We start from the raw sequence: 23051 nt of genomic DNA on the forward strand, positions 1-23051 counted from the left end.
CCGTTTTGACCTAAAAATTAATTTAAATTAAAAATAAGCTCTCAATTGAATATTGCCAGTATGAATAGTTTGACTAGTATCTGTTTTTCTTCCTTGATAATTAATATTGATGTCTAAAAAACCGGTTAATTTTTTTTGTAACAACAATCGCCAAGTCATGTTTTTTCCTGGTTGTAATCCTTCTAGCATCTGAAAAGCAACTGGAGATTGAGCATCGCCATTAAATTTGATTTGATATAATGAAAATTCTCCATTCATAGTAAACTCCTTTTCACTGGCATAAGAAAATGATGTTCCAAATCGATTTTGAACCAATTTTTCTGAATCACCAATTAGATTTTCTTTGTTTTTAAATTCGTAAAAAATATCCCAACTCGCATTTTTATTAAACAAATAAGCAATCTTGGGATTGATTTGATTACTTCTTACCTCAAAATTCTTGCTGCTGTAGTTTTCAGAAAGCAAATCAGACTTCGCTAATTCTGTTGCAAAAGAAAAGAGCCAGGTTTTTTTTAATAGATGTGTATATTGTAACTGTAGTTTTCTGTTAACACTTTCCTGTGAGCCTACTGATAGCAGATTCTTAAGTTGATTACCGATGATTGTAAAGGTTACCGAATGCTGCTGCTTTCCTCGGTTATAAAACAAACTATTCCTAAAATTTGTATTCAATCCTAATAAGTTTTCGTCATTTTTTAAAAAAGGATTTAAATCAAAATTATCTCCTTCACGCCTAATTTTTCTTTCTATCAAAAAAGACGTTTGGTTATAAAAATGGGATAAGACTTTTTTCAATCCCACTTGATTTTGCCATTGCGAAGGATTTAAAGTCAAGGATTGAGAGAATTTATTTTGATGTGATTTTATAAAAATTTGGTTGGGCAAAAACACGCGGATATACTTAGCTTGATCTGGAAATGGCGCTACTTCAAACTCTTGCAATTCCTGAATTCCGTTGCCATTGTAATCATTCCAAGTATATACTCCTTGTCCGGGTTGTACTTCAAGATAAGTTAATTCCTGTTGCGCAATAGTTCCAGAAGTGGTTTCATAAGCCGAAGTGACTTGAATAAACTGTTTGAAATATTGATCATTATACAACAATCTTGAGTTTAGTGAAGGTTCATTGTTTCTGCTATTGTCTTCATATTTTAAATTTCTATAGTTGATAAATAATGACAAATCGCTTTTCTTGGTTTGCAATAATTTTGATTTTAAATAATACGATTGTGAGGTATTTACTTTTTGCAAAAATCCGTTTTGTAGACTATCATTTACACGCTGTAAATAACCAAGTTCTACAAAAACCTTTGTACTATCGCCACGACCAACAAAAGCTCCATATTCTGTAAATCTTTGGCTCAAAGCCGATAATTGATTGGTAGTAACTAATCTTTCTTTGTTGTTTTCTAAACGCAAACTACTTCCAATCCAATTTTTTTTGAAATGATATCGTGCTTGAGATTGGTTTCTAATAAAGGTAGAAGAGGCATAACTCCCTTGACTTTTTAAAAGACTCGTATTTTGAATAATATTAAAATTATTAAGGGCAAAAAAAGCATTTATAAGATGACGATTCCCAGAAAAGTTATTGGAAAAATCTAATTTTTCAAATTGGTATGTCAATTTTCCTTTTTGAGGTAATATAAAATCCAAACCGTTTATCAATAAACTTTGATTGCCAGAAAAAGTGGTTAAATTCCAATCGCGATTGAACTCAATATTGAATAATCGCTCAATGGTTTTGAAATTTTCTTGCACATATTGATAATTTCCAAAGGCATCTATTTGCCATTTTTTAGTAAGTAACCTTTTTTTGTAATTTAACTTACCTGCAGTACCTTTATTGTTGTTGTCGTCTATGGAAGAAAATAAATTTTGGTCATTATTACTTATCCCTATTTCAAAGTCAAAAGTGGTTTTTTCACTCGGATTGTATTTCCCTAAAACGGTCGCAATTTGAATTTTGGTTGGCGCAACTAATCTTGTCATGGGTTCATAATTCCCTTGAGGAATGCCTAATACGGGTTCAACATATTGATAAATTTTTCCTATTGCTGAGGAATTTACCAGTATATAATTCCCAAGATTATTGCCTACTAATGTGAATTTAACGTTGTATAACTCATCTGTAGAAACATTAGAATATTCAAAAGCAGTTACTCCGTTAACTACAATTTTTTTATACAAAATTTTATTTTCAGAATAGGTATCTAAGTAAGCCGATGGTGCGTTCATTAAGTTGATATTATCTCCTGCATTACTTAAAATAGCGGCTTGTTCCGAAGTTAAATTTTGTTGCAAAGGTTGGTTTTTTAGATCATTTTCAGAATATAAATAACCGCCAAGACTCCATGTTTTTGACTCGTGATTGGCCCCGGCATAAGTCACAAATCGAGTATAATTCCTGTCGGAATATTGATATTCTATAACAATTCGCATTTCCGATGTAATGGGAAAAAGAGAAGTAAACGTTATTTCACCAGCATTATAATCAATACTATAGTCATTATTTTCACCTCTTTTTTTCAAAATCCCATTTACATAAACTCGCTCAGAGCCTGAAATCACCAAGACATACAATTCACCATTATTGCCACGCAATTTATAGGGCCCTTGATTTCCTTCTTGTCCTGTAAAAGAGCTTTTGGCATATTGACCTCGAACCAAAGCTCCCGCTGCAAAAATATCTGTTTTATTATCATCCCCGCCAAAAGTAAAATGCGTAGAAAGCCCTTGTACTTTTTTGTTGAAATTCAGAAATCGAGACTGTCTATTTTCAATAAATAAATCGCCAGCACGAATGTTCCATTTATCGGTAAAAAGTTCCATGAAAATTTGATCAAATTCATCCAGTTTTTGCGAATACCCTCCGTCTTGCAGAGGAATATTACTATCTTGAATTGAGGCTCGAAGTGAAACTTTATCCGATATTTTTCCGGTGATTTGTAAATCAAGATTAGATGAAACAGAAGTGTTTTGATTGTTTCCAATGGTGACGCCTCGTGTAATGCTTCCCGAAGTATTCAAGCCATCAAAAGGCACAAATTTTTTAACCGAACGATTTATTTTATAAAGATTTCCGGTTTCGTTGACAACCACTCTGTCTTGATCGTAAATGCTGTAGGTTTTGGTTAAATATTCAGGATATTTAAAATAACGTATCGTTAAACTATCTTTTGAAAAAAATTCGGTTTTTAAAACTAGTTTTCCTGTTTTGAAATCAACTTTATAGTGACTAGTGTCTACTTCTTTTCCGTCTAGCGTTTGTAGTTTAAAAAAACTTGGACTGATGCTTACATTTTCAATCTTGATAGTGTCTTTGGTAACAGCAACCTTTTTAGTTTGATACAACGATTTGATTTCCTGAGCTGAAAGCTTAGAAAAGAAAACGAGGAACAACAATAAAAAAAGTTTTTTTAGCATACATATTATAAACGTAAAAATGCTGTTTTGAGTATAGTTTTGCTATTCTTTAGTCACAATTTGCATGGTTTCTCTTGAAATTTGTTTTACTAAAACCGTCTTGTCTTTTTCCACAGTTTTAGCTGCTTTTTCATCAAAATGTCTAATGGTGTATAGCGACACATTTTCGTTGTAAGACACCTTGAATTTTTTGGATAAGATAGTTTTCAATTCATTAAAATTGCCAAATTTATCTTCCACACAAACCGAAAAACTGATGGCTGAATTTTGAATTAAACTTGTTTTGATTTTATATTGATGTAGTAATGAAAATATTTCGCTGATATTTTCTTCCATGATGAAAGAAAAATCAATAGAGGATAACGATAGTAATAATTGTCCTTTTTTAACAATAAAGCAAGGCGTTTGCGGCTCTAAATCTTTCCCTTTTGAAACACTTGTTCCAGGTAATAAGGGATTAATAAACGATTTTACGAAAAGTGGAATCTCTTTTTTCTGAAGTGGCTGCAGTGTTTTTGGATGAATTACAGATGCACCATAAAACGCAAGTTCTATAGCTTCGCGATAAGAAATTTGGTTTAACAAAATGGCATTTTCAAAAAATCTTGGGTCGGCATTCATCACGCCAGGAACATCTTTCCAAATGGTTACACTTTCGGCATTCAAGCAATAAGCAAAAATTGCCGCTGTGTAATCTGAACCTTCACGACCTAATGTTGTGGTAAAGTTATTTTCATCTGAACCCAAAAATCCTTGGGTAATATTGAGTGATTTTTTCTTTACCCCTTTTGAAATGAATTGCTGCGTTTTTTCCCAATCGACATCGGCATCACGATAATTGTTATCTGTTTTGATAAAATTTCGAACATCAATCCAATTGTTTTTTAAACCTGCATAATTGAAATAATGGCTAACAATAGTTGTAGATATAATCTCTCCATAACAAACTACTTGGTCATAAACAAAATTGTAATTGGGTGATTTATTACTGCGTAAAAAATATTCTAAGTCGGCAAAATGGCTATTGACAGCATAAAACACATCGTTTTCTTCATCATCAAATAAATCCAATAAAATTTGATTATGGTACTTTCTAACATCTTGAAGTGAAGAATGCAACTCATTTGATTTATCAAAATAATTTTTGATAACCAATTCAAGTGCGTTAGTAGTTTTTCCCATCGCAGAAATCACCAAAAGGGTTTCTTGATGGCCTACTTTCTCTAACACACTAAACACATTTTTTATTCCATCGGCATCTTTCACAGAAGCGCCACCAAATTTAAATATTCTCATATTTCTCGTTTTAGAAGAAAGAGCCAAGAGGCATGACTTTTAGTTATTTTGATCTTAAAGAAAAGCTATCTTGCTTCTATTGTTTATTTAAAAATTTATTTATTCCTTTTTCATCCATCTGTGCTAAACGCCAATCATCTAAAACTTTTGCGCCCGATTTTTTATAGAAATCTATAGCTGGGGTATTCCAATCTAAAACTGCCCATTCTATGCGGCGAACATTATCTCTTTTGCCTTGAGCTATAATCTCAGAATATAATGCAAAACCAATACCTGAGCCACGCATTTTTTCTTTTACAATTAAATCCTCCAAGTGAATGGTTTTTCCTTTCCAAGTAGAATACCTATAATAATACAAAGCAATACCAACAATTTCGTCATCAACCTCTGCAACAAAAGTATAAAATAAAGGGTTTTTGCCAAAACCATCACGTTCTAAATCAGCATTGGTAACCTCAACAGCATAGGGTTCTTTTTCAAAAGTAGCCAATTCTTGTATGAGTTCAAGAACTGCTTTCATATCTTTTTTTTCTCCTTTTCGGATGTGCATTTTTTAAAAATTTGAAACAAAAATACAATTTATAATTTCTTGGTGAAATACATTTTTTCTTTCACAAATTTATCGATATTTGCACACACAATCACAACCATTTCGTAATGGAAGAACGCAACAAAACCTTAGGTGAATTTATCATCGAAAATCAAAATGCTTTTCAATATTCTTCTGGAGAATTATCTCGAATTATCAACTCTATAAGATTAGCCGCAAAAGTAGTAAATTACAAAGTAAACAAAGCCGGTTTAGTCGATATTGTTGGTGCTGTTGGAGAACAAAATATCCAAGGCGAAGACCAACAAAAACTAGATGTATATGCCAATGAAATTTTTATTCAAACACTTATCAATCGAGAAATTGTTTGTGGAATTGGTTCAGAAGAAAATGATAATTTTATAACTGTTTCTGGTTCGGATAAAAGCAATAATAATAAATATATTGTATTAATGGATCCTTTAGATGGTTCTAGTAATATTGATGTTAATGTTTCTGTTGGAACTATTTTTTCGGTTTACAGAAGAATTACACCAGTTGGCACTCCAGTAACATTGGAAGATTTTTTGCAACCAGGGATTAATCAAGTAGCTGCGGGTTATGTAATTTATGGAACCTCAACAATGCTTGTATATACAACAGGTCACGGCGTGAATGGTTTTACATTAAATCCAGCTATTGGGACATTTTATTTATCTCATCCAAACATGCAATTTTCTAAAGATGGAAAAATCTATTCTATCAACGAAGGGAATTATGTTCACTTCCCTCAAGGGGTAAAAGATTATTTGAAATATTGTCAATTAGAAGAAGAAGACAGACCTTATACTTCAAGATATATTGGAAGTTTAGTCTCTGACATTCATAGAAATATGATTAAAGGCGGGATTTATATTTATCCAACAAGTTCCAAATCACCTAATGGAAAACTACGTTTATTGTATGAATGTAACCCAATGGCATTCATCACAGAACAAGCTGGAGGAAAAGCAACAGATGGTTTTGGCAGAATTATGGAAATTCAACCCACAGAATTACATCAACGAGTTCCTTTTTTCTGTGGAAGTTATAATATGGTGAAAAAAGCTGAAGAATTTATGGCTCAGTATTGCTGATAAAAATCCCATTAATAGATTTTTTATTTATTCATGTGCGTCATTTCGTAAACGAAAGTGTCTAAATCAACATTTATTACTAAAAGTGAAAAGGCTTTGTCAACAATATAATTTACATTACCTGGAGTAAAACCTAATGCTAAAGCAAACTTAGCTAGTATATTTTTTTGTTTTGGCCCCAATATATGATCCGCATATACCATTCTCGATAAATCATATAATCGCTCTAAACGTTGTGAATATAAATAGGGAGGATTGATAGGATACTTAGAGGGATTTTCTAAAATTTCTTCATATTCTGCAGAAGAAATTTCAAGACGTACAGCTAGTTTATCCAAAAAACCTTTTTCTTCTTTTGTCATATCACCATCTGCAGTAGCTACGCGAACAATTGCTGAAAAATGTCCTTTATTTCTACTTTTAAACTCGTTATCAAATAAATCTGAAATTGACATGGTTGGAATATTTTTATTACTACAAATATAGGTCACTTTCGCTTTTTTAAAAATCAATTTAACACCTTTTTAGATTTTCAATCAAAAATTCGTAAGTTTACATAACAAAATTTATTAACTGATGTCAGATTTCTGGATATACTTCAATATCGGATTAAAACATGTACTTAATGTTTATGCTTATGATCATGTTTTATTTCTATTAGCCTTAACTGTTCCTTATGAATTTAAAAATTGGAAACAAATTCTAATCTTAGTTTCATTTTTTACATTAGGTCATACTTTGGCTTTATTTCTTTCTGTTTTTAATGTTATTGCTATCAAAGCCAATATTGTTGAATTTTTGATTCCAATAACCATCCTTGTGACAGCCCTATATAACATTATTTTTTCAGGAAAATCTAGCAAAAAAAACTCCAACACTTTCATAGGAATTATTACAGTTTTCTTCGGAATTGTTCATGGATTAGGGTTTTCAAATTATTTTAATAGTATTATTCCAGGAAAAGCTACAGATAAATTATTACCGCTTTTCGAATTTGCTCTAGGCATAGAAATAGCACAAATTTTTGTTGTCATTCTTTCTTTGCTCTTGGCATATATAATACAAACACTCTTCAAATTCTCTAAACGTGACTGGACATTAACCGTTTCAGCTTTTATCGTTGGAGTGGTAATTCCAATCCTACTTCAAAATGAAATTTGGCACAGATAATTATTTTGAAGCGAATGGTTTAGGTATATTTGCCAACCTTTTTCCTGCTGTTTGTTACGCATGGCGTTTCCTTCCATCAGGGCTAAACGAAACTCCTTTTGATTTTTTTTATGAAAGAAGCAAAACAGAATAAATACGACAAAGCCTATTTGAGAATTGCTTCCGAATGGAGCAAATTGTCTTATTGCAAACGCAAACAAGTTGGCGCCATCATTGTTCGTGACCAAATGATAATTTCCGACGGTTATAACGGAACCCCTTCTGGTTTTGAAAATTGTTGCGAAGACGAAGAAGGATTAACACAATGGTATGTACTTCATGCAGAAGCCAACGCAATTTCTAAGGTGGCTCGTTCCACTCAAACTTGTGAAAATGCAACCTTGTATATCACTCTTTCTCCCTGTAAAGAATGTAGTAAACTCATTCACCAATCAGGCATTAAACGAGTGGTTTTTCAGCGTGGATATCGCGACACTTCTGGATTAGATTTTTTAGTCAAAGCAGGTATTGAAGTTCATCAACTCGAAGATTTAGAATAGATGAATACTAAGGATAAATATTTGCCCTTATTATTGTTCTCTTGTGTTGGCTTAGGAATAACAATTGGGGGTTTAATTAATTTTCCAAAAGCCACTCTTTCAAAACAAAACTCAAGTAAAGTCAAAATCGACAAATTAATCGATTTTATCAATAACGAATATGTTGATGATGTCAACTCGGATTCTATTGTAGATGTAACGGTCAATACTATTTTAGGAAAACTTGATCCTCATTCTGTTTATATTCCACCAAACGAACAATCCTCTGAAGCCGAGTTGATGAAAGGTGATTTTGTGGGTATTGGTATAAACTTTTATATGTACAAAGATACAGTTACTGTTGTAAAACCATTAGAAAATGGTCCGGCAGCGAAAGCAGGAATTCTTGCTGGTGACCGAGTTTTATTTGCGGATAAAACAAAACTTTTTGGACGAAAGCTACCAACAGATAGTTTATATAACAAACTAAAAGGCGAAGAAGGTTCTAATGTTCTACTCACTATTTATAGAAAAAGCACTAACAAGAAACTAAAAATTCTTGTTGAAAGAGACGTAGTTCCTATAAAAAGTGTAGATGCTTATCTCATGTTGAATTCAACCACCGGTTATATAAAAATCAATCGTTTTGCAGAGAGTACTTATGATGAATTCCTTTTGGGATTAGGGCAAGTAAAAAAACAAGGTGCCAAAACTTTAATTATTGATTTGCGAGACAACGGTGGCGGATATTTAGAGAAAGCTGTTGCAATTGCAGACGAACTATTAAAAGATAAAGAACTTATAGTCTTCACTAAAAATAAAAAAGCAATTATCAATAAAACTTTTGCCACTGAAGAAGGGATATTTGAAAACGGAAAAGTTTATGTGTTGATTGATGAAAACTCAGCTTCAGCTAGTGAGATTTTAGCTGGTGCTATTCAAGATAATGACAGAGGAATAATAGTTGGCCGTCGTTCTTTTGGGAAAGGATTAGTGCAACGCGAAATAGATTTTGAAGATGGTTCCGCAGTTCGATTGACAACAGCAAGATATTATACGCCAAGCGGTCGTTCTATTCAAAAACCTTATGTAAAAGGTGAAGCTGAAGCCTATAGTAATGACGTTGAATCCCGTTTTGAAAGTGGTGAATTATATATCAAAGGGAAAATGAAAATTGCTGATTCTCTAAAATTTAAAACCAAAAAAGGAAGAACAGTTTATGGTGGCGGTGGAATTGTTCCCGATATTTTTGTGCCGCTTGAAGTAAAAAAAGGAGACGAAAGTTTGGCCTACATTTTAAATTCTGGTGTAATAGGACATTTTGTTTTTGAACTATTAGACAGCAACCGAAATAATTTTAAAGGATTGAAATACGAACAGTTTTTTGCCAAAATGCAAAAAGACGATAGCTTTATTCTAAAATTAGAAAGCTACCTGAAAGACGCTGGTTTTGAAATGAAATTGGAAAATAATAAACAATTGGTTAAAAAGTATATCACAGCAGAATTTGCTCGACAATTATTTAGTGAAAATCAATATTTTCAAATCATTTTGAAAGATGATCCAATGCTTAAAGTGATAGTGAAATAAGACTATTTTCTAATGCTATCATGCACTTGCACATGAACCCCATTATTCCAAAGTGTTAGTACATCAGTCGCCACAGCACCACCACTCCCGGCAGCAATAGCCAATTGGCTTCTCCAACCTGCTAGAGTTCCAGTAACATATATGCCTTCGGCAACTTTGTGGTCATTATTTTTTAATTGAATTCTGTTTTTCTCTGGAATTACTTTTTGGTGAGGGACTACAAATTCTTCTAATCCTTGAATGGTAAAAGGATTTCCTGCACCAATACTGAGGACAACTATTTTTGCTTGATAGCTATTTTTATTAGTACTAACCATAAAATTTCCTGCTGTACCATCAATTTTTATAACTTTTTCATCGGGAATTTGAATAACATGTGGATACAATTGCTCCAATTGATCAACACTTTCTGTCAACAAATCGGCACCTAATTTCCCACGAGGTATTCCATAGGCATTGTTAAAAAGAGCATCCCGAAGAGAAGATGCTTTTTGATGCGTGATGATTCCAATTTTTTTATCGGAAACGAAAGACATTTTATGCGCTGAACCTAAAACCAAAGCACAAGACATGCCCGAAACTCCACCACCAATAATTAAAACATCAAACATGAATTATTCTTTAAGTTTTTCTTCGATTTTTTTTGACATTCTAAAAATCAAAAGAATTAAAACCGCACAAAAAGAAGCAGCCACTCCAATAAGAGCAATCATACTATTGCCTTCGAGAGGTTTATTAAAATCAATTAGAAAAACATTGACAAGTATTAACAAAATCGCAAGTAAAATAAGAATAGAAGTAAAAATTTTCATCAGCAAAGTTTAAAAATCAAAAATACAAATTTTAAGTTTATTTATATAACCTTTAACATTAGCCACAAAATAAATTAACAGGAGTTGAACTAAAATGCGTTTTAAGATTTTACCTTTGCCCAAATTATATTTATATGTTTCAATTAGGGAAAACCATAGTTTCTGAAGATATACTCGAAAAAGATTTTGTGTGTAATCTTTCGGCTTGTCATGGTGCTTGCTGCGTTGATGGCGATGCTGGCGCTCCATTGACTAAAGATGAAACTAAAATTTTGGAGGAAATTTATCCCAAAGTAAAACCCTTTTTGCGCAAAGAAGGTATTGAAGCTATTGAAAGATTAGGCACTTGGGTTGTTGGAACCGATCAAGATTTAGAAACCCCATTGATAGACAATAAAGATTGCGCTTATGTTATATTTGACGGAAAAACAGCGCTTTGTGGTATTGAACAAGCCTACAACCAAGGAATTATCGATTGGAAAAAACCTGTTTCTTGTCATTTATATCCTATTCGCGTAAAAGAATTTTCAGAGTTTGCTGCTGTTAATTATGACCGTTGGGATATCTGTAATCCTGCATGTTCATTGGGAAAAGAATTGGAAGTTCCCGTTTATAAATTTGTGAAAGAAGCATTAATTCGAAAATTCGGTGAAGATTGGTATATGGAATTAGAAAAAGTTGCCGAAGATTTAAAAAAGGAGAAGTAATTTAGAGAGTACTTTTTTTATTATTTACTTATTATTATGTTTTACTATCATTTATTGAATTATTTATTTTCCTCGAAAATTTTTATAAAACGTGACATTACCATTAAATCGTGTATTAAAAATAATTGAAAATAAATCTCAAATTCAATAAAACACCACTAATTATGTGGAGAAGATGGGACTCGAACCCACGACTTCTTGCCTGCCAGGCAAGCACTCTAACCAGCTGAGCTACATCCCCAAAACTTTTCAAAGATAAAAAAAATAACAATTATTTTATAAAAAAATTTATTGATTAAAAATTAACTTTTATATAAAAAAATCAACTAAAATATTTGTTTTTTTTTAGAAAAAAATTACTATTATTGTAATTCAAAATTTAACTTTAATTCTCTAAAAATAAATAACCAATGAAAAAAAAATTACTCCTATTATTATTTTTTACAGCTTTTAGCACCTATGCACAAACAATTGTAAGCACTACACCACAAAAAAAGAAAGTAATATTAGAAGAGTTTACAGGAATTAATTGTCAGTATTGTCCTTTAGGTCATGCTGTTGCTAATAGCATAAAAAACGCAAATCCTTCTGATGTTTTCATAATTAACATACACGTAGGTGCATTTTCAACTCCTGGTTCAGGACAACCTGATTTTAGAACAACATTTGGAACGGCTATTGATAATCAATCAGGATCAATGAGTAGTTATCCATCAGCTACAGTTAACCGAACTGCCTTTACTGGTTTATCTCTAAATGGCACTACTACAGGAACTGCAATGGGCAGAAACAATTGGACCAATGCAGCTAACCAAACCCGTAATCAAAATTCTTATGTAAACGTAGCAACTTCTGCTTCTATTAATGTTAATACAAGACTTTTAACCGTATTTGTTGAAGCATATTACACAGGAGCTAGCCCAGTTACCTCAAACAGTTTAAATGTGGCCTTATTACAAAACAACACATTAGGACCACAATCTAGTGGTGGTTTGGGTGACAATTACCCTCATCAACATAGATTAGTTCATTTGCTAACTTCGCAATGGGGAGAAGCTTATACTACAACTGCTGCTGGCACTCTTGTTACGAGAACCTATACTTATACTATACCAGCAGCTTACAGATCTATTCCTGCTGAATTAGGAAATTTTGAAATTGTAGCATTTGTTGCAGAAGGACGACAGAAAATTATCTCTGGTAACGGAACAGTTCCTACTTATACTGGTTTAGCTACAAATGATGCTAAAATAAAAGAGGTAATGGAAATTGCCGAACAATGTGTAACTTCTTTACAACCTAAAGTAGAAATTCAAAATAATGGCCAATCTAATCTAACTAACTTGCCTATTACTTATGTTATAAATGGTGGAACTCCTCAAGTTTTCAATTGGACAGGTAATTTATCTTCATTTGATAAAACCACAGTAACACTACCTTCTGTAGCTTATAGTTTACAAGCAAATAACAATTTAAATGTTTCAATACCTGCTGATGATAATGCAACAAATAATTCTGGTGCTATAACTTTCGTAAAAGCGCCTGAAACTACAACTTCAAATCTAACTATACAAATTACATTAGATCAATACGGTTCAGAAACTTCATGGACGCTAGATAACTCAGCAGGAGAAACTGTTGCTTCAAGTCCGGCTTATGATGACTCTGCTGCCTCTGGTGAATATCCGCAATCTGACATCAATATCGATGTGCCAAATGATTGTTATACATTCACAATTTTAGATTCTTATGGTGATGGCATAGCTGGCTCTTATGGAATTGGCTCGTATAGTATTCTTTCTAATGACGTAGTTATCTCTGGTGTTGAAGGTGGTGAGTTTGGATCATCTGATGTAAGATCTTTTAGCGTAGCTAATCCTTTAAATACAAGTGAATTTTCTAGAAACTCCATTTCTATTTTCCCAAATCCATCAAATGGAATTGTTACTATAAATACAGAAAATACTCTAAATATAACTATTTCTGACATTACTGGTAAAGTTGTGTTTTCTAAAAACAATGTTACTAATAATGAAACCATCAACTTATCAAATCTTCAAACTGGCGTTTATTTAGCTAAAATGGTTACTGAAACTGGAGTTGAAGAAACTAAAAAAATAATATTAAAATAATCCAACTTAGCCATGATTTTTTTAAAGGATGGCTATTTTTTTTAAAAAATTAAACTATGAAAAAAATATTAATATTAGCGTTTTTTATAAGTCAGTTTTCTTTTGCGCAAGAAATTACTATGACTAGACCATCTGATGGTTCTCCGATAGTAAATGGTACTGTATTGGCCAGTAATGTTAGCGGTGAGGCAAGTGAGATTAAATTTAAAGTTAAAAACACTGGAACAACAACTACAAATGTTTGGGCAAGATGTCAAAGTTTAATTAACAATGATGGTTCCAATTTTCAATTTTGTTTTGGTCAAGATTGTTTTGCAGAAGTTTCTCAAGGTGGAGTTTACCCTAGTGTCGCACTTACTCTAGCTCCAAATGCTGCTAATGGTAATTTTGATCATTTTTTGAATAATAACACAGGGAGCGAAACTTTTACTATGGACTTTGTTTTTAAATTTTTTCAAACAAATCAAGCAACACAAGGAGGAGCAGAAGTTGGGAACTCTATAACTGTAACTTATAGATTTGACCCAAATTTATCCATTGATGATGTAAACCAATTACAAAACACTGGCGTTATTATTAAATCAACAATTGTAAATAACGAATTAACTCTAGATGTTCTTAAAGCTTCTGTAATGAGTATTTATGATTTGAATGGTAAAATTGTAGTTAATTCAAATTTGGATTATGGAATTCAAAGCATTGATGTTTCCAATTTAAGTTCAGGAATTTATTTAGTTAATTTTACAAATTCTGAAGGAAAATCATCAAACAAAAAGATTGTCAAAAAATAATTTCATTTTTTAGTGTAATATAAGGTTCACCAAAAAGTGAACCTTTTTTTATAACGAATTTATCCAAGTTTCAATTAATTGTACCGCTTCTTTATGCTTTTTTGTTCTTAATACGGGCGGCATTATATACATTAAATCGTTTTCTGTACTCATTCTATAATGTAAAATAGATAGATTTACATTACCTGGTGTAACTGTTACGTTGTTATAACCTTCTAAATAATGCGCCGCATGAGCACTAACTCCCATTTTCACTGTATTTATAGTTTTGTCAAACGCAAAACGCAAGTTGTGTGAAGATGCTTCTCCACCGTTTTCGTGACAATGAGCGCAATTCGCATCGAAATAAGACCTTACTCTTAAATCAAGTGATTTAGAAGTATCATTAAAGTCAACCGTTGAATTAATCAGATCGGGTAAATTATTTTCTAAATAACCAAACTCAATTAGCTTGCTCAATTGATTTTTTGAACCATCAGCATAATTAAAATTATAGTTAATGTTTTGAGGTTTAATACCTAACGGATTAATGATTTGATTATTAAAAGTAGAGTGGCATCGCAAACATTCAAAATCAACTTCTGGTGTTCTGTAATTTACCGTTTGGACATCATTGTTAGCGTCTTTCCAGCTTACATCTCTAGCCGTACTTTGAGTAGTAAGTAAGGCGTCTTTTTGATCATCATTCCATATATAGTTTGCAAAAATCCATCCTGTAGACTTTCTAATCATTATTCGGGTCTCAATAATTTTAGTAGTATTATTGGGTTGCACATTTTTATAATAAAAATTTTTGATTAGTGCTTAACCTACAGGTAATTCAAGAACATTGCCATCGCCATTAAAAGTTGCTTTTACACCATTTGGCATCCAAACAAAGCGGTTTTTTAGGGCATAATCTGAAAAGAGTTCACTGTTAGGTTTGTATGGAATAACACCATAAGAAGGTTTCTGTTCTTTTAAGTTTCCTTTAAAAAATTGGTAATCCGAAAGCTTCGGATATGGCACTTGTGCTAAATCTAATACAACAGGTGAGTCTTTTATTTCAGTATACTCTTCTTGATTACACGAAAGAAAAGAATAAAAAAATAATACTAATATAATTTTGAACCTTTTCATTTCTTCTTTTTTTAGAACGATGTGTTTAGCGACAAAGATACACCTGAACTTTCTGGAACATTTCTACAAACTCCACCAACGCAAACTAAACCGCCACGTTGTCTACCATAACTTAGTGCGATTCGAGTAGTTTTTTTTCTGAAAGCACCACCAAAATTATAGTAGTGATTTCTTTGATACTCCAAATCGTTACCATAGTTATATAAATCCGTAACATAAATAGAATACTTAGAATTAGCATTAAACTCAGCGGTTGAACAGGCCCAATTTTTCTTGTCATAATCGGCCCACATATGTTCTCCAACTAAGCGTAAAGATTTTGTTGCCGTAAATTTATAGGTAGCTTCAGCCGCTAAAACGTTGGTATGAATAACACCATCTGTTCCTTCAACCATTTTTTTATTATAATATTGATTGATGTAACTAAAAGCAGATTGCCATTTGTTATTCCACTTTTTAGTAATTTCTAAACTAAAGTCAGTATAGTATCTTTTACCAAAACTGAAGAAATCAGTATCATAATCTTGCGGATTAAAAATATAAAATGTGCCACTCAAAGCATTCCAGTTTGAAGCATTAAAAGCAATTTTCATTCCGTTTTTTCCGCCTAATGCCGTTCCTTTTTTAACATCATAAAAAATATCTATTTGACCCCCTATTTCGCCTGCTTTAACCAAATCTTGGTCGGCTAAAAACACACTTGGTTGTGCCTGATAAACATAAATATTGGCTAAATTATAATGTTGTTGTTTGGTTAAACTCGGAATGAAATTCATTATTTTGTCATTAAAATTATTCCCTTTAGCGCCTCTTTCCGAAAAGAAACTCATGTTTTCTAGTCTTCTAAAAGTAGCATCTATTCCAAATCCTTTTTTTGAATAGCCTGTATTAATTAACAATGCACTCCCTGGCTTAACCAATCTGTTATTTACTTGATTGTTTACCTGAACTACGGCATCTTTTGATTTGTAATTCATTTCAGTCGAAGCGTAAAAAGAATTGTGGGTAAAGTTTATCCTTCCGGCAAAAGCATTGGTCAAATTATTAAATTTTTGATCCGAGAGATCAACTTTTTCATCTCTTCCGACATAGCTAAAACCTAAAGTCAAATCAGAAGTCTGAAACTTGAAAAGCTCTTTTAATTCAAATTCTATGTCCTGTCCGTAAATTTGACTGTCAGCCACATCATAACCTGTTCTTTGTTGTCCGTAAACTGATTTTAAGGTGATGAATTTTAAAGGTTTGAAGATTAATCTTCCACCACGTAAAGCATTATTAATCCCTAGAGCTCTGTCTTCCCAACTTCTTAATAATAATCCGCTTCCAAATTGTTCATAAAAATAACCTGCTGTAATATCAATTTTTTGGGTTTTATATTGAATAAAATAGGTTGCAACATTCGTTCCGTTGTATTCGGGATTCATGTTTAACAAAGCATTTTGTTCATAGCTTTCTCCCTGAATTCCAAATGACCAATTTTTATATTTATAGTTTAAATATAAATAATTATTTGACCTAATTGGTTCATCTGGATGAGCCGTTGGGTTATTAAACTCATCCTTGAGCCCTTTATCGTTCAAATACCATTGGGCATTTGATTCGAATCCTCCAGAGAAAACCGCATTAGTTTGTGAAAACGACAGAAGATAAAATAATAAAAAGGGAATAAAACAAACTACCTTTTTCATCTAAATAAGTAATTTTAATTTTTTAAGCAATTCCAATTCATTTCCAGGTACATATCCGTTTTGAACATGAACAATCTTATTGTTTTTAACCACTATAGTATAAGGAACATTTACTATGGATAGTGCTCTTTTTAGGTCTTGATTAGAATCTAAGAGTATGGTAAAATCCCATTCTTTTCCACTGGTTAAAGGTTTTACCCTTTTTTGTGTTCTGGAATCATCTATGGAGATGGCCAAAACTTCAAAATTAACCTCCTTTTTCCAATCATTTTGTAAGTCATTTATCTCATCTAACTCATTGATACATGGCGTGCACCAAGTGGCCCAAAAAGACAAAACATACAATTTGTCTTGCTCTGAAAAATCTTTGGCCAAGGATATTTTTTTTCCTTCTAAATTGGCAAGGGTTACATCGGGTAAATTACTTTGCGCCTTTAAATTAAATACTATGAAAAATGCGCAAGTGATAAATTTAATCATGGTTTGGAAGTTATATTTGACAAATAAATGAATAATGTTATAGAATATGAAATTTTTTTTATTTTTTTGCAATATAATTTTGATTTTTAATTAAATAATTATGAAAAAATCTTTCTACTTAAGTTTATTCTTCCTTTCGGCACTTTTAACTTCCTGTGGTGATACCACAATAGTTGAAAATATCCCGGACGGAAACGTAGACACTCCTCCAATTTCAGGCTATTTTAAAAAAAGAGTTTTAATTGAAGATTACACCGGAACATGGTGCGGAAACTGCACAAGAGTAGCTCATGCCATTGATGAAGTTAAAGAACAAACTGACAAAGCTGTAACCGTTGCTATTCACAATGGTAATGACCCATATCATTTTGCTGGAATTGCACCTTTAAAAAATTTAATTTTACCTAATAGTCCACTTGCTTTACCGGTATCGAGATTAAACCGAATGATTGTATGGACGTTTCCAGAACCAACAAATATTCAAGAAGCTATAAATCTTTCAGGAAACAATTCTGGTATAGGGATTGCTATGAATTCTTCGATTGAAAACGGCAATATTAATCTTGCTGTAAATGTTAAGTTTGCCTTAAACTACACTAATTTAAAACTAGTAGTGTATCTACTTGAAGATAAACTTTTATATTTCCAACGAAACTATACTACTTATTATGATAATGTTAACCCAATTACAAATTATGTCCATAATCATGTTTTAAGAGCATCTATGACTGATATTCTTGGGGAAACTATTTCAGGAAATACTTCTGCTGGAAGTTCTTTTACAAAAAACTTTACGATTCCGGTTCCGTCAAATATTGCAAATGCAGCCAATATTAATTTTGTGGCTTTCTTGGTAGGAGAAGATAATGTAGCTATAAATTCTAGAGCTGCTGAAGCCAACGAGGCACAAGAGTTTGAAGAAAATCCATAAAAATTCATGATAAAATAAATAAATTTAAGGTTGCTCAAAAGGCAACCTTTTATTTTTATGTAAATTTGTTTAAACTTTTTTAAAATGACTGACACTTCAAATGGTAATATCATTGTTGAGATTCAAAACAAAATTGCCTCGGTAACTTTTAGCCATCCGGCAAGCAATTCTTTTCCTAGTGATTTACTTCAAAGATTAACAGACGAGTTAAACGCCTTGAGTTGTGATAATGATGTCAATGTAGTAATTCTGCAAAGCGAAGGCAAAACTTTTTGTGCTGGAGCTTCTTTTGACGAATTACTTTCTATTTCTGATTTTGAAACTGGAAAACATTTTTTTTCTGGCTTTGCTAGCGTAATTAATGCCATGCGCAAATGCTCTAAAATCATTATTGGGAAAATTCAAGGAAAAGCGGTTGGTGGTGGGGTTGGTTTAGCTTCGGCTTGTGATTTTACTTTTGCTTATCAAGATGCTGCCATCAAACTTTCTGAACTTGCAATAGGTATTGGCCCATTTGTTATTGAACCCGTAGTGTCTAGAAAAATAGGAAAAACAGCTATGACTTATTTATCATTGCAACCCAACACATGGCAAACTGCAGACTGGGCTGTTGCTAAAGGATTGTATGCAGATGTTTTCGATAGTTACGCCGAATTGGATGAAGCCACTTTGTCTTTTGCCAAAAAATTAGCAACTTATAATCCAGAAGCTTTGATGGAAATGAAAAAAGTTTTTTGGGAAGGAACAACACATTGGGATGAATTACTATATGAAAGAGCGGCGATTTCTGGAAAACTAGTGCTTTCTGATTTTACTAAAAATGCCTTGAGTCAATTTAAAAAGTAATTATCTTTGCTTCAAATTCTCCAACATGAGTAACATTAGAATAACTAAACAATTTTCTTTCGAAACCGGACATGCGCTTTATGGCTACGATGGTAAATGTAAAAATGTTCACGGACACAGTTATAAATTATCGGTTACGGTTATTGGAAAGCCTATTAACGATACTTCTAACGTGAAATATGGTATGGTGATTGACTTTTCTGATTTGAAGAAAATTGTAAGAGAAGAAATTGTAGACCTATTTGATCATGCCACAGTTTTCAACCAAAACACTCCGCATGTTGAATTGGCAAAAGAACTTTCCAATCGCGGTCATCATGTAATTTTAGTAGATTATCAACCCACAAGTGAAAATATGGTAATTGATTTTGCCCAAAAAATAAAAAATCGTTTGCCTGCTGATATTCAATTACATTCTTTAAAATTGCAAGAAACCGAAACTTCGTTTGCCGAATGGTATGCTTCGGATAATTTATAATTCAAATTCATGCAAATTTCACCTAACAAAAAAATATATTTTGCTTCCGACCAACACTTTGGAGCACCATCTGCTGAGGAGAGTTTCCCTCGTGAACAAAAATTTGTTGCTTGGCTTGATGAAGTGAAAAAAGATGCCGAATGTATTTTTCTTCTTGGCGATTTATTTGATTTTTGGTTTGAATATAAAACAGTAGTTCCCAAAGGTTTTGTTAGAGTTTTAGGTAAATTAGCTGAAATTCGTGATAGTGGCATTCCTATTTATTTCTTCGTGGGCAATCATGATTTGTGGATGCACGATTATTTTGAAAAAGAATTGAATATCCCTGTTTTTCATGACAATCAAGAATATAGTTTTAACGAAAAGACCTTCTTAATTGGTCATGGTGATGGAAAAGGTCCAGGTGACAGTGGGTACAAACGCATGAAAAAAGTATTTGTGCATCCTGTATCTAAATGGATTTTTCGCTGGTTGCATCCTGATTTGGGCGTGAAGTTGGCACAATATTTATCCGTAAAAAATAAACTGATTTCAGGTGATGCTGATGTGAAATTCCTAGGCGAAGAGAATGAATGGTTAGTCCTTTATTCCAAACGAAAACTCGAAACCAAACATTACAATTACCTCATCTTTGGTCACCGTCATCTACCGATGAAGTTATCCGTTGGCGAAAACTCGCAATACGTTAACCTTGGTGATTGGATTAACTATTTTACCTATGGCGTTTTTGATGGGGAAAGTTTTGAGTTGAAGGAGTATTAATTACCTCAAATCCTTCAATCGCAACTGCAAGGTCACATTGCCATTAAATTCATTTTCATCGATACAATACACAGCGTCAAAAGGATTTTGGTTTTTAACTAATTCCAATTTATTACCAAGATTAAAACCAATAGTGCCAAACCCTACACTTCCATTTTGTTTTACAAAGAGTTTCAAATGTTCTTCATTTTGGCCAATTCCTTTAGCAAAACCTGTATCTTTTATCCCCATGGTCAAGAAAACTGGTGTCATATTTTGGGGTCCAAAAGGCTCAAATTGATTCAATAACCGAACTAATTTTTCATTGATATCCGTCAGGTTTATTTCTGCATCAATCGCTATTTCGGGTAATAACAAATCGGGGTGAATGGTTTGTTCTACAGTTCTTTCAAAAGCTTCTTTGAAAGCCGCATAATTTTCTTCCTTTAATGTCATTCCAGCAGCATACATGTGTCCGCCGAATTGTTCGAGATGTTCTGCACAAGCTTCCAAAGCATTATATACATCAAAATCTTTTACCGATCTTGCCGAAGCTGCGAGTTTATCACCACTTTTGGTAAAAACAATCGTTGGCCGATAATAAGTTTCTGTCAATCGAGAAGCTACAATACCTATAACGCCTTTATGCCAATTTTCACTGTAAACAACAGTAGTAAATTTTTGTTGTTCTTCATTTTCAATAATTTGAGAAAGTGCTTCGTGAGTTATTTGTTTGTCTAAATCTTTGCGGTCACTGTTATATTGTTCTATTTCGGAGGCAAATTGTTCGGCTTGGTCAAGATCATATTCCGTTAAAAGCGCTACGGCTTCGTTGCCATGTTTTATTCTTCCTGCAGCGTTAATTCTGGGTGCAATGATAAAAACTACATCGGTAATAGTCAGTGTTTTTTTCTTCACATTTTGGATTAATGCTTTTATTCCGGGTCTGGGATTGGAGTTGATGACTTCTAATCCAAATTTAGCCAAAACACGATTTTCGCCAGTAATTGGGACAATATCGGCAGCAATAGCGGTAGCCACCAAATCCAAATAAATGAGTAAGTCATCTATGGTTTGATTTCTATTTTGTGCCATTGCCTGAACGAGTTTAAAACCCACTCCACAGCCACAAAGTTCATTATACGGATAGCTACAATCTTCTCTTTTTGGGTCTAAAACCGCAACAGCATTGGGCAATTCATCTCCTGGGCGATGGTGATCGCAAATGATAAAATCAATGTTTCGTTCATTGGCATAAGCAATATGGTCAATTGATTTTATGCCACAATCCAGAGCAATAATTAGCGTAAATTCATTGTCATCAGCAAAATCAATTCCTTTATACGAAATGCCATAACCTTCGTCGTATCTATCAGGAATGTAAGTAGCAACATTGGGATAAAAACTTTTCAAATAACTTGACATCAAAGAAACAGCAGTGGTTCCATCGACATCATAATCGCCAAAAACTAAAATATTTTCACCATTTGCAATGGCATTTTCAATACGATCAACGGCTTTGTCCATATCTTTCATCAAATAGGGATCATGCAAATCGGCTAAACTCGGACGGAAAAATTGTCGCGCTTGGTCATAGTTTTCAATACCACGTTGCACCAAAAGAGTAGCAATGAGTTCATTCACCTTAAGTTGTGAAGCTAGAACTTTTACTTTTTCTGAAGATGGTTTTGGTTTTAGAGTCCAGCGCATGGTTGATTTCAAATTTCGAATTATAAAATTGAAAGTTAAAAGTAAGAAAATAAGATGGAATATTTTTCAAAATATATGAGTAACAAAAAATATTTTTAGGATAGCAAAATCTAATAAATAAATGATATTACAGCCAAAGAATTTGACAGTTCGTAGAAAGCATTCCATAGATAATTTTGGTTTTCGGATTTGGGAAAAAGCAGAAGAGAAAAGTTTTTTGAAACTTATGCTTCTCTTACTTCATGTTTTTTGCTTCTTGCCTCTAAAACTTTTCCCCCAACCACTACTACTATTTCTCCCTTTGGTGGTTTGGTTTCGAAATAGGTTAGTACTTCTTTTGCAGTTCCTCGTTTAGTCTCTTCGTGTAGTTTGGATATTTCTCTGGAAACAGAAACAGGTCTATCTTCTCCAAAATATTGCGCAAATTCGGCTAAAGTTTTTACTAATTTATGCGGCGAAACATAGAAAATCATGGTTCTAGTTTCTTCGGCTAATGCAAAATAACGAGTTTGTCTTCCTTTCTTTTCGGGTAAAAAGCCTTCAAATATAAATCGGTCGTTGGGTAAACCGCTATTCACTAACGCCGGAACAAAAGCGGTCGCGCCTGGCAAACAATCTACTTCAATATTATTTTCTACACAAGCTCGAGTGAGTAAAAATCCAGGGTCAGAGATGGCTGGGGTTCCTGCATCGCTTATTAAAGCAATGGTTTCGCCACCTTTCAATCGGGTGATTAAATTTTCAATCGTTTTGTGTTCGTTATGCATGTGATGGCTGTGCATGTGGGTTGAAATCTCGTAATGTTTCAACAATTTGCCACTAGTGCGTGTGTCTTCAGCCAAAATTAAATCAGCCTCTTTCAAAACTTTTATTGCTCTAAAAGTCATGTCATCCAAATTACCGATTGGTGTCGGAACAATATAAAGTTTAGCCATGGATACCAATTTATTT

Annotated in this window: 24 protein-coding genes and 1 tRNA gene; 12 read left to right on the forward strand and 13 right to left on the reverse strand. The window is 32.9% G+C overall.

Annotated features, from left to right (window positions below; all coding sequences use genetic code 11):
- Positions 1 to 27: 27 nt before the first annotated feature.
- From ACOYLT_RS00600 to ACOYLT_RS00610, 3 genes are all read right to left on the reverse strand, one after another.
- Complete coding sequence (locus tag ACOYLT_RS00600; RefSeq protein WP_422851893.1) at positions 28 to 3426, reverse strand: hypothetical protein; 3399 nt, start codon at positions 3424 to 3426, stop codon at positions 28 to 30.
- A gap of 42 nt (positions 3427 to 3468) precedes the next feature.
- The gene (locus ACOYLT_RS00605; RefSeq protein ID WP_422851894.1) at positions 3469 to 4722 is read right to left on the reverse strand and encodes an aspartate kinase; all 1254 of its coding nucleotides are present in this window, start codon (positions 4720 to 4722) and stop codon (positions 3469 to 3471) included.
- Positions 4723 to 4798: 76 nt separating this feature from the next.
- A complete protein-coding gene (locus ACOYLT_RS00610; RefSeq protein ID WP_422851895.1) occupies positions 4799 to 5272 on the reverse strand; it encodes a GNAT family N-acetyltransferase in 474 nt (157 codons plus the stop codon).
- 107 nt (positions 5273 to 5379) lie between these two features.
- On the opposite strand from ACOYLT_RS00610, the gene fbp reads away from it, so the two are divergent.
- Positions 5380 to 6387, forward strand: a complete 1008-nt coding sequence (fbp, locus tag ACOYLT_RS00615) for a class 1 fructose-bisphosphatase (protein WP_422851896.1) — start codon at positions 5380 to 5382, stop codon at positions 6385 to 6387.
- Positions 6388 to 6410: 23 nt separating this feature from the next.
- Here the strand turns inward: fbp and ACOYLT_RS00620 are convergent, their stop codons facing one another.
- Positions 6411 to 6842 carry a TerB family tellurite resistance protein gene (locus ACOYLT_RS00620; protein WP_422851897.1) on the reverse strand — a complete coding sequence of 144 codons (432 nt, stop codon included), beginning with the start codon at positions 6840 to 6842 and terminating at the stop codon, positions 6411 to 6413.
- Positions 6843 to 6963: 121 nt separating this feature from the next.
- Between ACOYLT_RS00620 and ACOYLT_RS00625 the strand changes: the two genes are divergently transcribed.
- From ACOYLT_RS00625 to ACOYLT_RS00640, 4 genes are read left to right on the forward strand one after another with little or no spacing between them, the layout of a single operon-like run.
- A complete protein-coding gene (locus tag ACOYLT_RS00625) occupies positions 6964 to 7557 on the forward strand; it encodes a HupE/UreJ family protein (protein WP_422851898.1) in 594 nt (197 codons plus the stop codon).
- Positions 7538 to 7690: a hypothetical protein gene (locus ACOYLT_RS00630; protein WP_422851899.1), complete on the forward strand. Its 153-nt coding sequence runs from the start codon at positions 7538 to 7540 to the stop codon at positions 7688 to 7690. Before ACOYLT_RS00625 ends, ACOYLT_RS00630 begins: the two co-directional genes overlap by 20 nt.
- The gene (locus ACOYLT_RS00635; protein ID WP_422851900.1) at positions 7668 to 8096 is read left to right on the forward strand and encodes a deoxycytidylate deaminase; all 429 of its coding nucleotides are present in this window, start codon (positions 7668 to 7670) and stop codon (positions 8094 to 8096) included. The genes ACOYLT_RS00630 and ACOYLT_RS00635 overlap by 23 nt, the downstream gene beginning before the upstream one ends.
- The gene (locus ACOYLT_RS00640; RefSeq protein WP_422851901.1) at positions 8097 to 9665 is read left to right on the forward strand and encodes a S41 family peptidase; all 1569 of its coding nucleotides are present in this window, start codon (positions 8097 to 8099) and stop codon (positions 9663 to 9665) included.
- Between the two features lie 2 nt (positions 9666 to 9667).
- On the opposite strand, the gene ACOYLT_RS00645 is transcribed toward ACOYLT_RS00640, so the two are convergent.
- Both ACOYLT_RS00645 and ACOYLT_RS00650 read right to left on the reverse strand, forming a co-directional pair.
- Positions 9668 to 10276 (reverse strand): FAD-dependent oxidoreductase, encoded by a 609-nt coding sequence (locus ACOYLT_RS00645; protein WP_422851902.1) that lies wholly within the window; start codon positions 10274 to 10276, stop codon positions 9668 to 9670.
- Between the two features lie 3 nt (positions 10277 to 10279).
- Positions 10280 to 10477: a hypothetical protein gene (locus tag ACOYLT_RS00650; RefSeq protein ID WP_422851903.1), complete on the reverse strand. Its 198-nt coding sequence runs from the start codon at positions 10475 to 10477 to the stop codon at positions 10280 to 10282.
- A gap of 134 nt (positions 10478 to 10611) precedes the next feature.
- Between ACOYLT_RS00650 and ACOYLT_RS00655 the strand changes: the two genes are divergently transcribed.
- Positions 10612 to 11184, forward strand: coding sequence for a DUF3109 family protein (locus ACOYLT_RS00655; RefSeq protein ID WP_422851904.1), 573 nt, complete (start codon positions 10612 to 10614; stop codon positions 11182 to 11184).
- A gap of 167 nt (positions 11185 to 11351) precedes the next feature.
- Here the strand turns inward: ACOYLT_RS00655 and ACOYLT_RS00660 are convergent.
- Positions 11352 to 11425: transfer RNA gene (locus ACOYLT_RS00660), tRNA-Ala, on the reverse strand.
- A gap of 169 nt (positions 11426 to 11594) precedes the next feature.
- Here ACOYLT_RS00660 and ACOYLT_RS00665 point away from each other — a divergent pair.
- Both ACOYLT_RS00665 and ACOYLT_RS00670 read left to right on the forward strand, forming a co-directional pair.
- Entirely contained in the window at positions 11595 to 13316 is a 1722-nt protein-coding gene (locus tag ACOYLT_RS00665; RefSeq protein ID WP_422851905.1) for an Omp28-related outer membrane protein, read from the forward strand.
- Positions 13317 to 13372: 56 nt separating this feature from the next.
- Positions 13373 to 14107, forward strand: a complete 735-nt coding sequence (locus ACOYLT_RS00670; RefSeq protein WP_422851906.1) for a T9SS type A sorting domain-containing protein — start codon at positions 13373 to 13375, stop codon at positions 14105 to 14107.
- A 48-nt stretch (positions 14108 to 14155) separates the two neighbouring features.
- Here ACOYLT_RS00670 and ACOYLT_RS00675 read toward each other — a convergent pair whose 3' ends face one another.
- The 4 genes from ACOYLT_RS00675 to ACOYLT_RS00690 form a co-directional block, all read right to left on the reverse strand.
- A complete protein-coding gene (locus ACOYLT_RS00675; RefSeq protein WP_422851907.1) occupies positions 14156 to 14839 on the reverse strand; it encodes a hypothetical protein in 684 nt (227 codons plus the stop codon).
- Positions 14840 to 14911: 72 nt separating this feature from the next.
- A complete protein-coding gene (locus tag ACOYLT_RS00680; RefSeq protein WP_422851908.1) occupies positions 14912 to 15226 on the reverse strand; it encodes a hypothetical protein in 315 nt (104 codons plus the stop codon).
- A gap of 11 nt (positions 15227 to 15237) precedes the next feature.
- Entirely contained in the window at positions 15238 to 16914 is a 1677-nt protein-coding gene (locus ACOYLT_RS00685; protein ID WP_422851909.1) for a DUF6029 family protein, read from the reverse strand.
- Positions 16915 to 17394, reverse strand: coding sequence for a peroxiredoxin family protein (locus ACOYLT_RS00690; protein WP_422851910.1), 480 nt, complete (start codon positions 17392 to 17394; stop codon positions 16915 to 16917).
- A gap of 100 nt (positions 17395 to 17494) precedes the next feature.
- Here ACOYLT_RS00690 and ACOYLT_RS00695 point away from each other — a divergent pair, with 100 nt between their 5' ends.
- The 4 genes from ACOYLT_RS00695 to ACOYLT_RS00710 all read left to right on the forward strand — a co-directional run bounded on the left by ACOYLT_RS00695 (position 17495) and on the right by ACOYLT_RS00710 (position 20411).
- Positions 17495 to 18325 (forward strand): Omp28-related outer membrane protein, encoded by an 831-nt coding sequence (locus ACOYLT_RS00695; protein WP_422851911.1) that lies wholly within the window; start codon positions 17495 to 17497, stop codon positions 18323 to 18325.
- An 84-nt stretch (positions 18326 to 18409) separates the two neighbouring features.
- Positions 18410 to 19171 (forward strand): enoyl-CoA hydratase/isomerase family protein, encoded by a 762-nt coding sequence (locus ACOYLT_RS00700; protein WP_422851912.1) that lies wholly within the window; start codon positions 18410 to 18412, stop codon positions 19169 to 19171.
- A 25-nt stretch (positions 19172 to 19196) separates the two neighbouring features.
- The gene (locus ACOYLT_RS00705) at positions 19197 to 19649 is read left to right on the forward strand and encodes a 6-pyruvoyl trahydropterin synthase family protein (protein WP_422851913.1); all 453 of its coding nucleotides are present in this window, start codon (positions 19197 to 19199) and stop codon (positions 19647 to 19649) included.
- Positions 19650 to 19658: 9 nt separating this feature from the next.
- Positions 19659 to 20411 (forward strand): UDP-2,3-diacylglucosamine diphosphatase, encoded by a 753-nt coding sequence (locus ACOYLT_RS00710; RefSeq protein ID WP_422851914.1) that lies wholly within the window; start codon positions 19659 to 19661, stop codon positions 20409 to 20411.
- Here ACOYLT_RS00710 and recJ read toward each other — a convergent pair whose 3' ends face one another.
- On the reverse strand, positions 20412 to 22100 hold the full coding sequence (recJ, locus tag ACOYLT_RS00715) for a single-stranded-DNA-specific exonuclease RecJ (protein WP_422851922.1): 1689 nt from the start codon (positions 22098 to 22100) through the stop codon (positions 20412 to 20414).
- A 224-nt stretch (positions 22101 to 22324) separates the two neighbouring features.
- Positions 22325 to 23035 (reverse strand): 16S rRNA (cytidine(1402)-2'-O)-methyltransferase, encoded by a 711-nt coding sequence (rsmI, locus tag ACOYLT_RS00720; RefSeq protein ID WP_422851915.1) that lies wholly within the window; start codon positions 23033 to 23035, stop codon positions 22325 to 22327.
- Between the last annotated feature and the right edge of the window lie 16 nt (positions 23036 to 23051).

The sequence above is a fragment of the Flavobacterium sp. genome (assembly GCF_049318185.1).
Taxonomy (GTDB): domain Bacteria; phylum Bacteroidota; class Bacteroidia; order Flavobacteriales; family Flavobacteriaceae; genus Flavobacterium.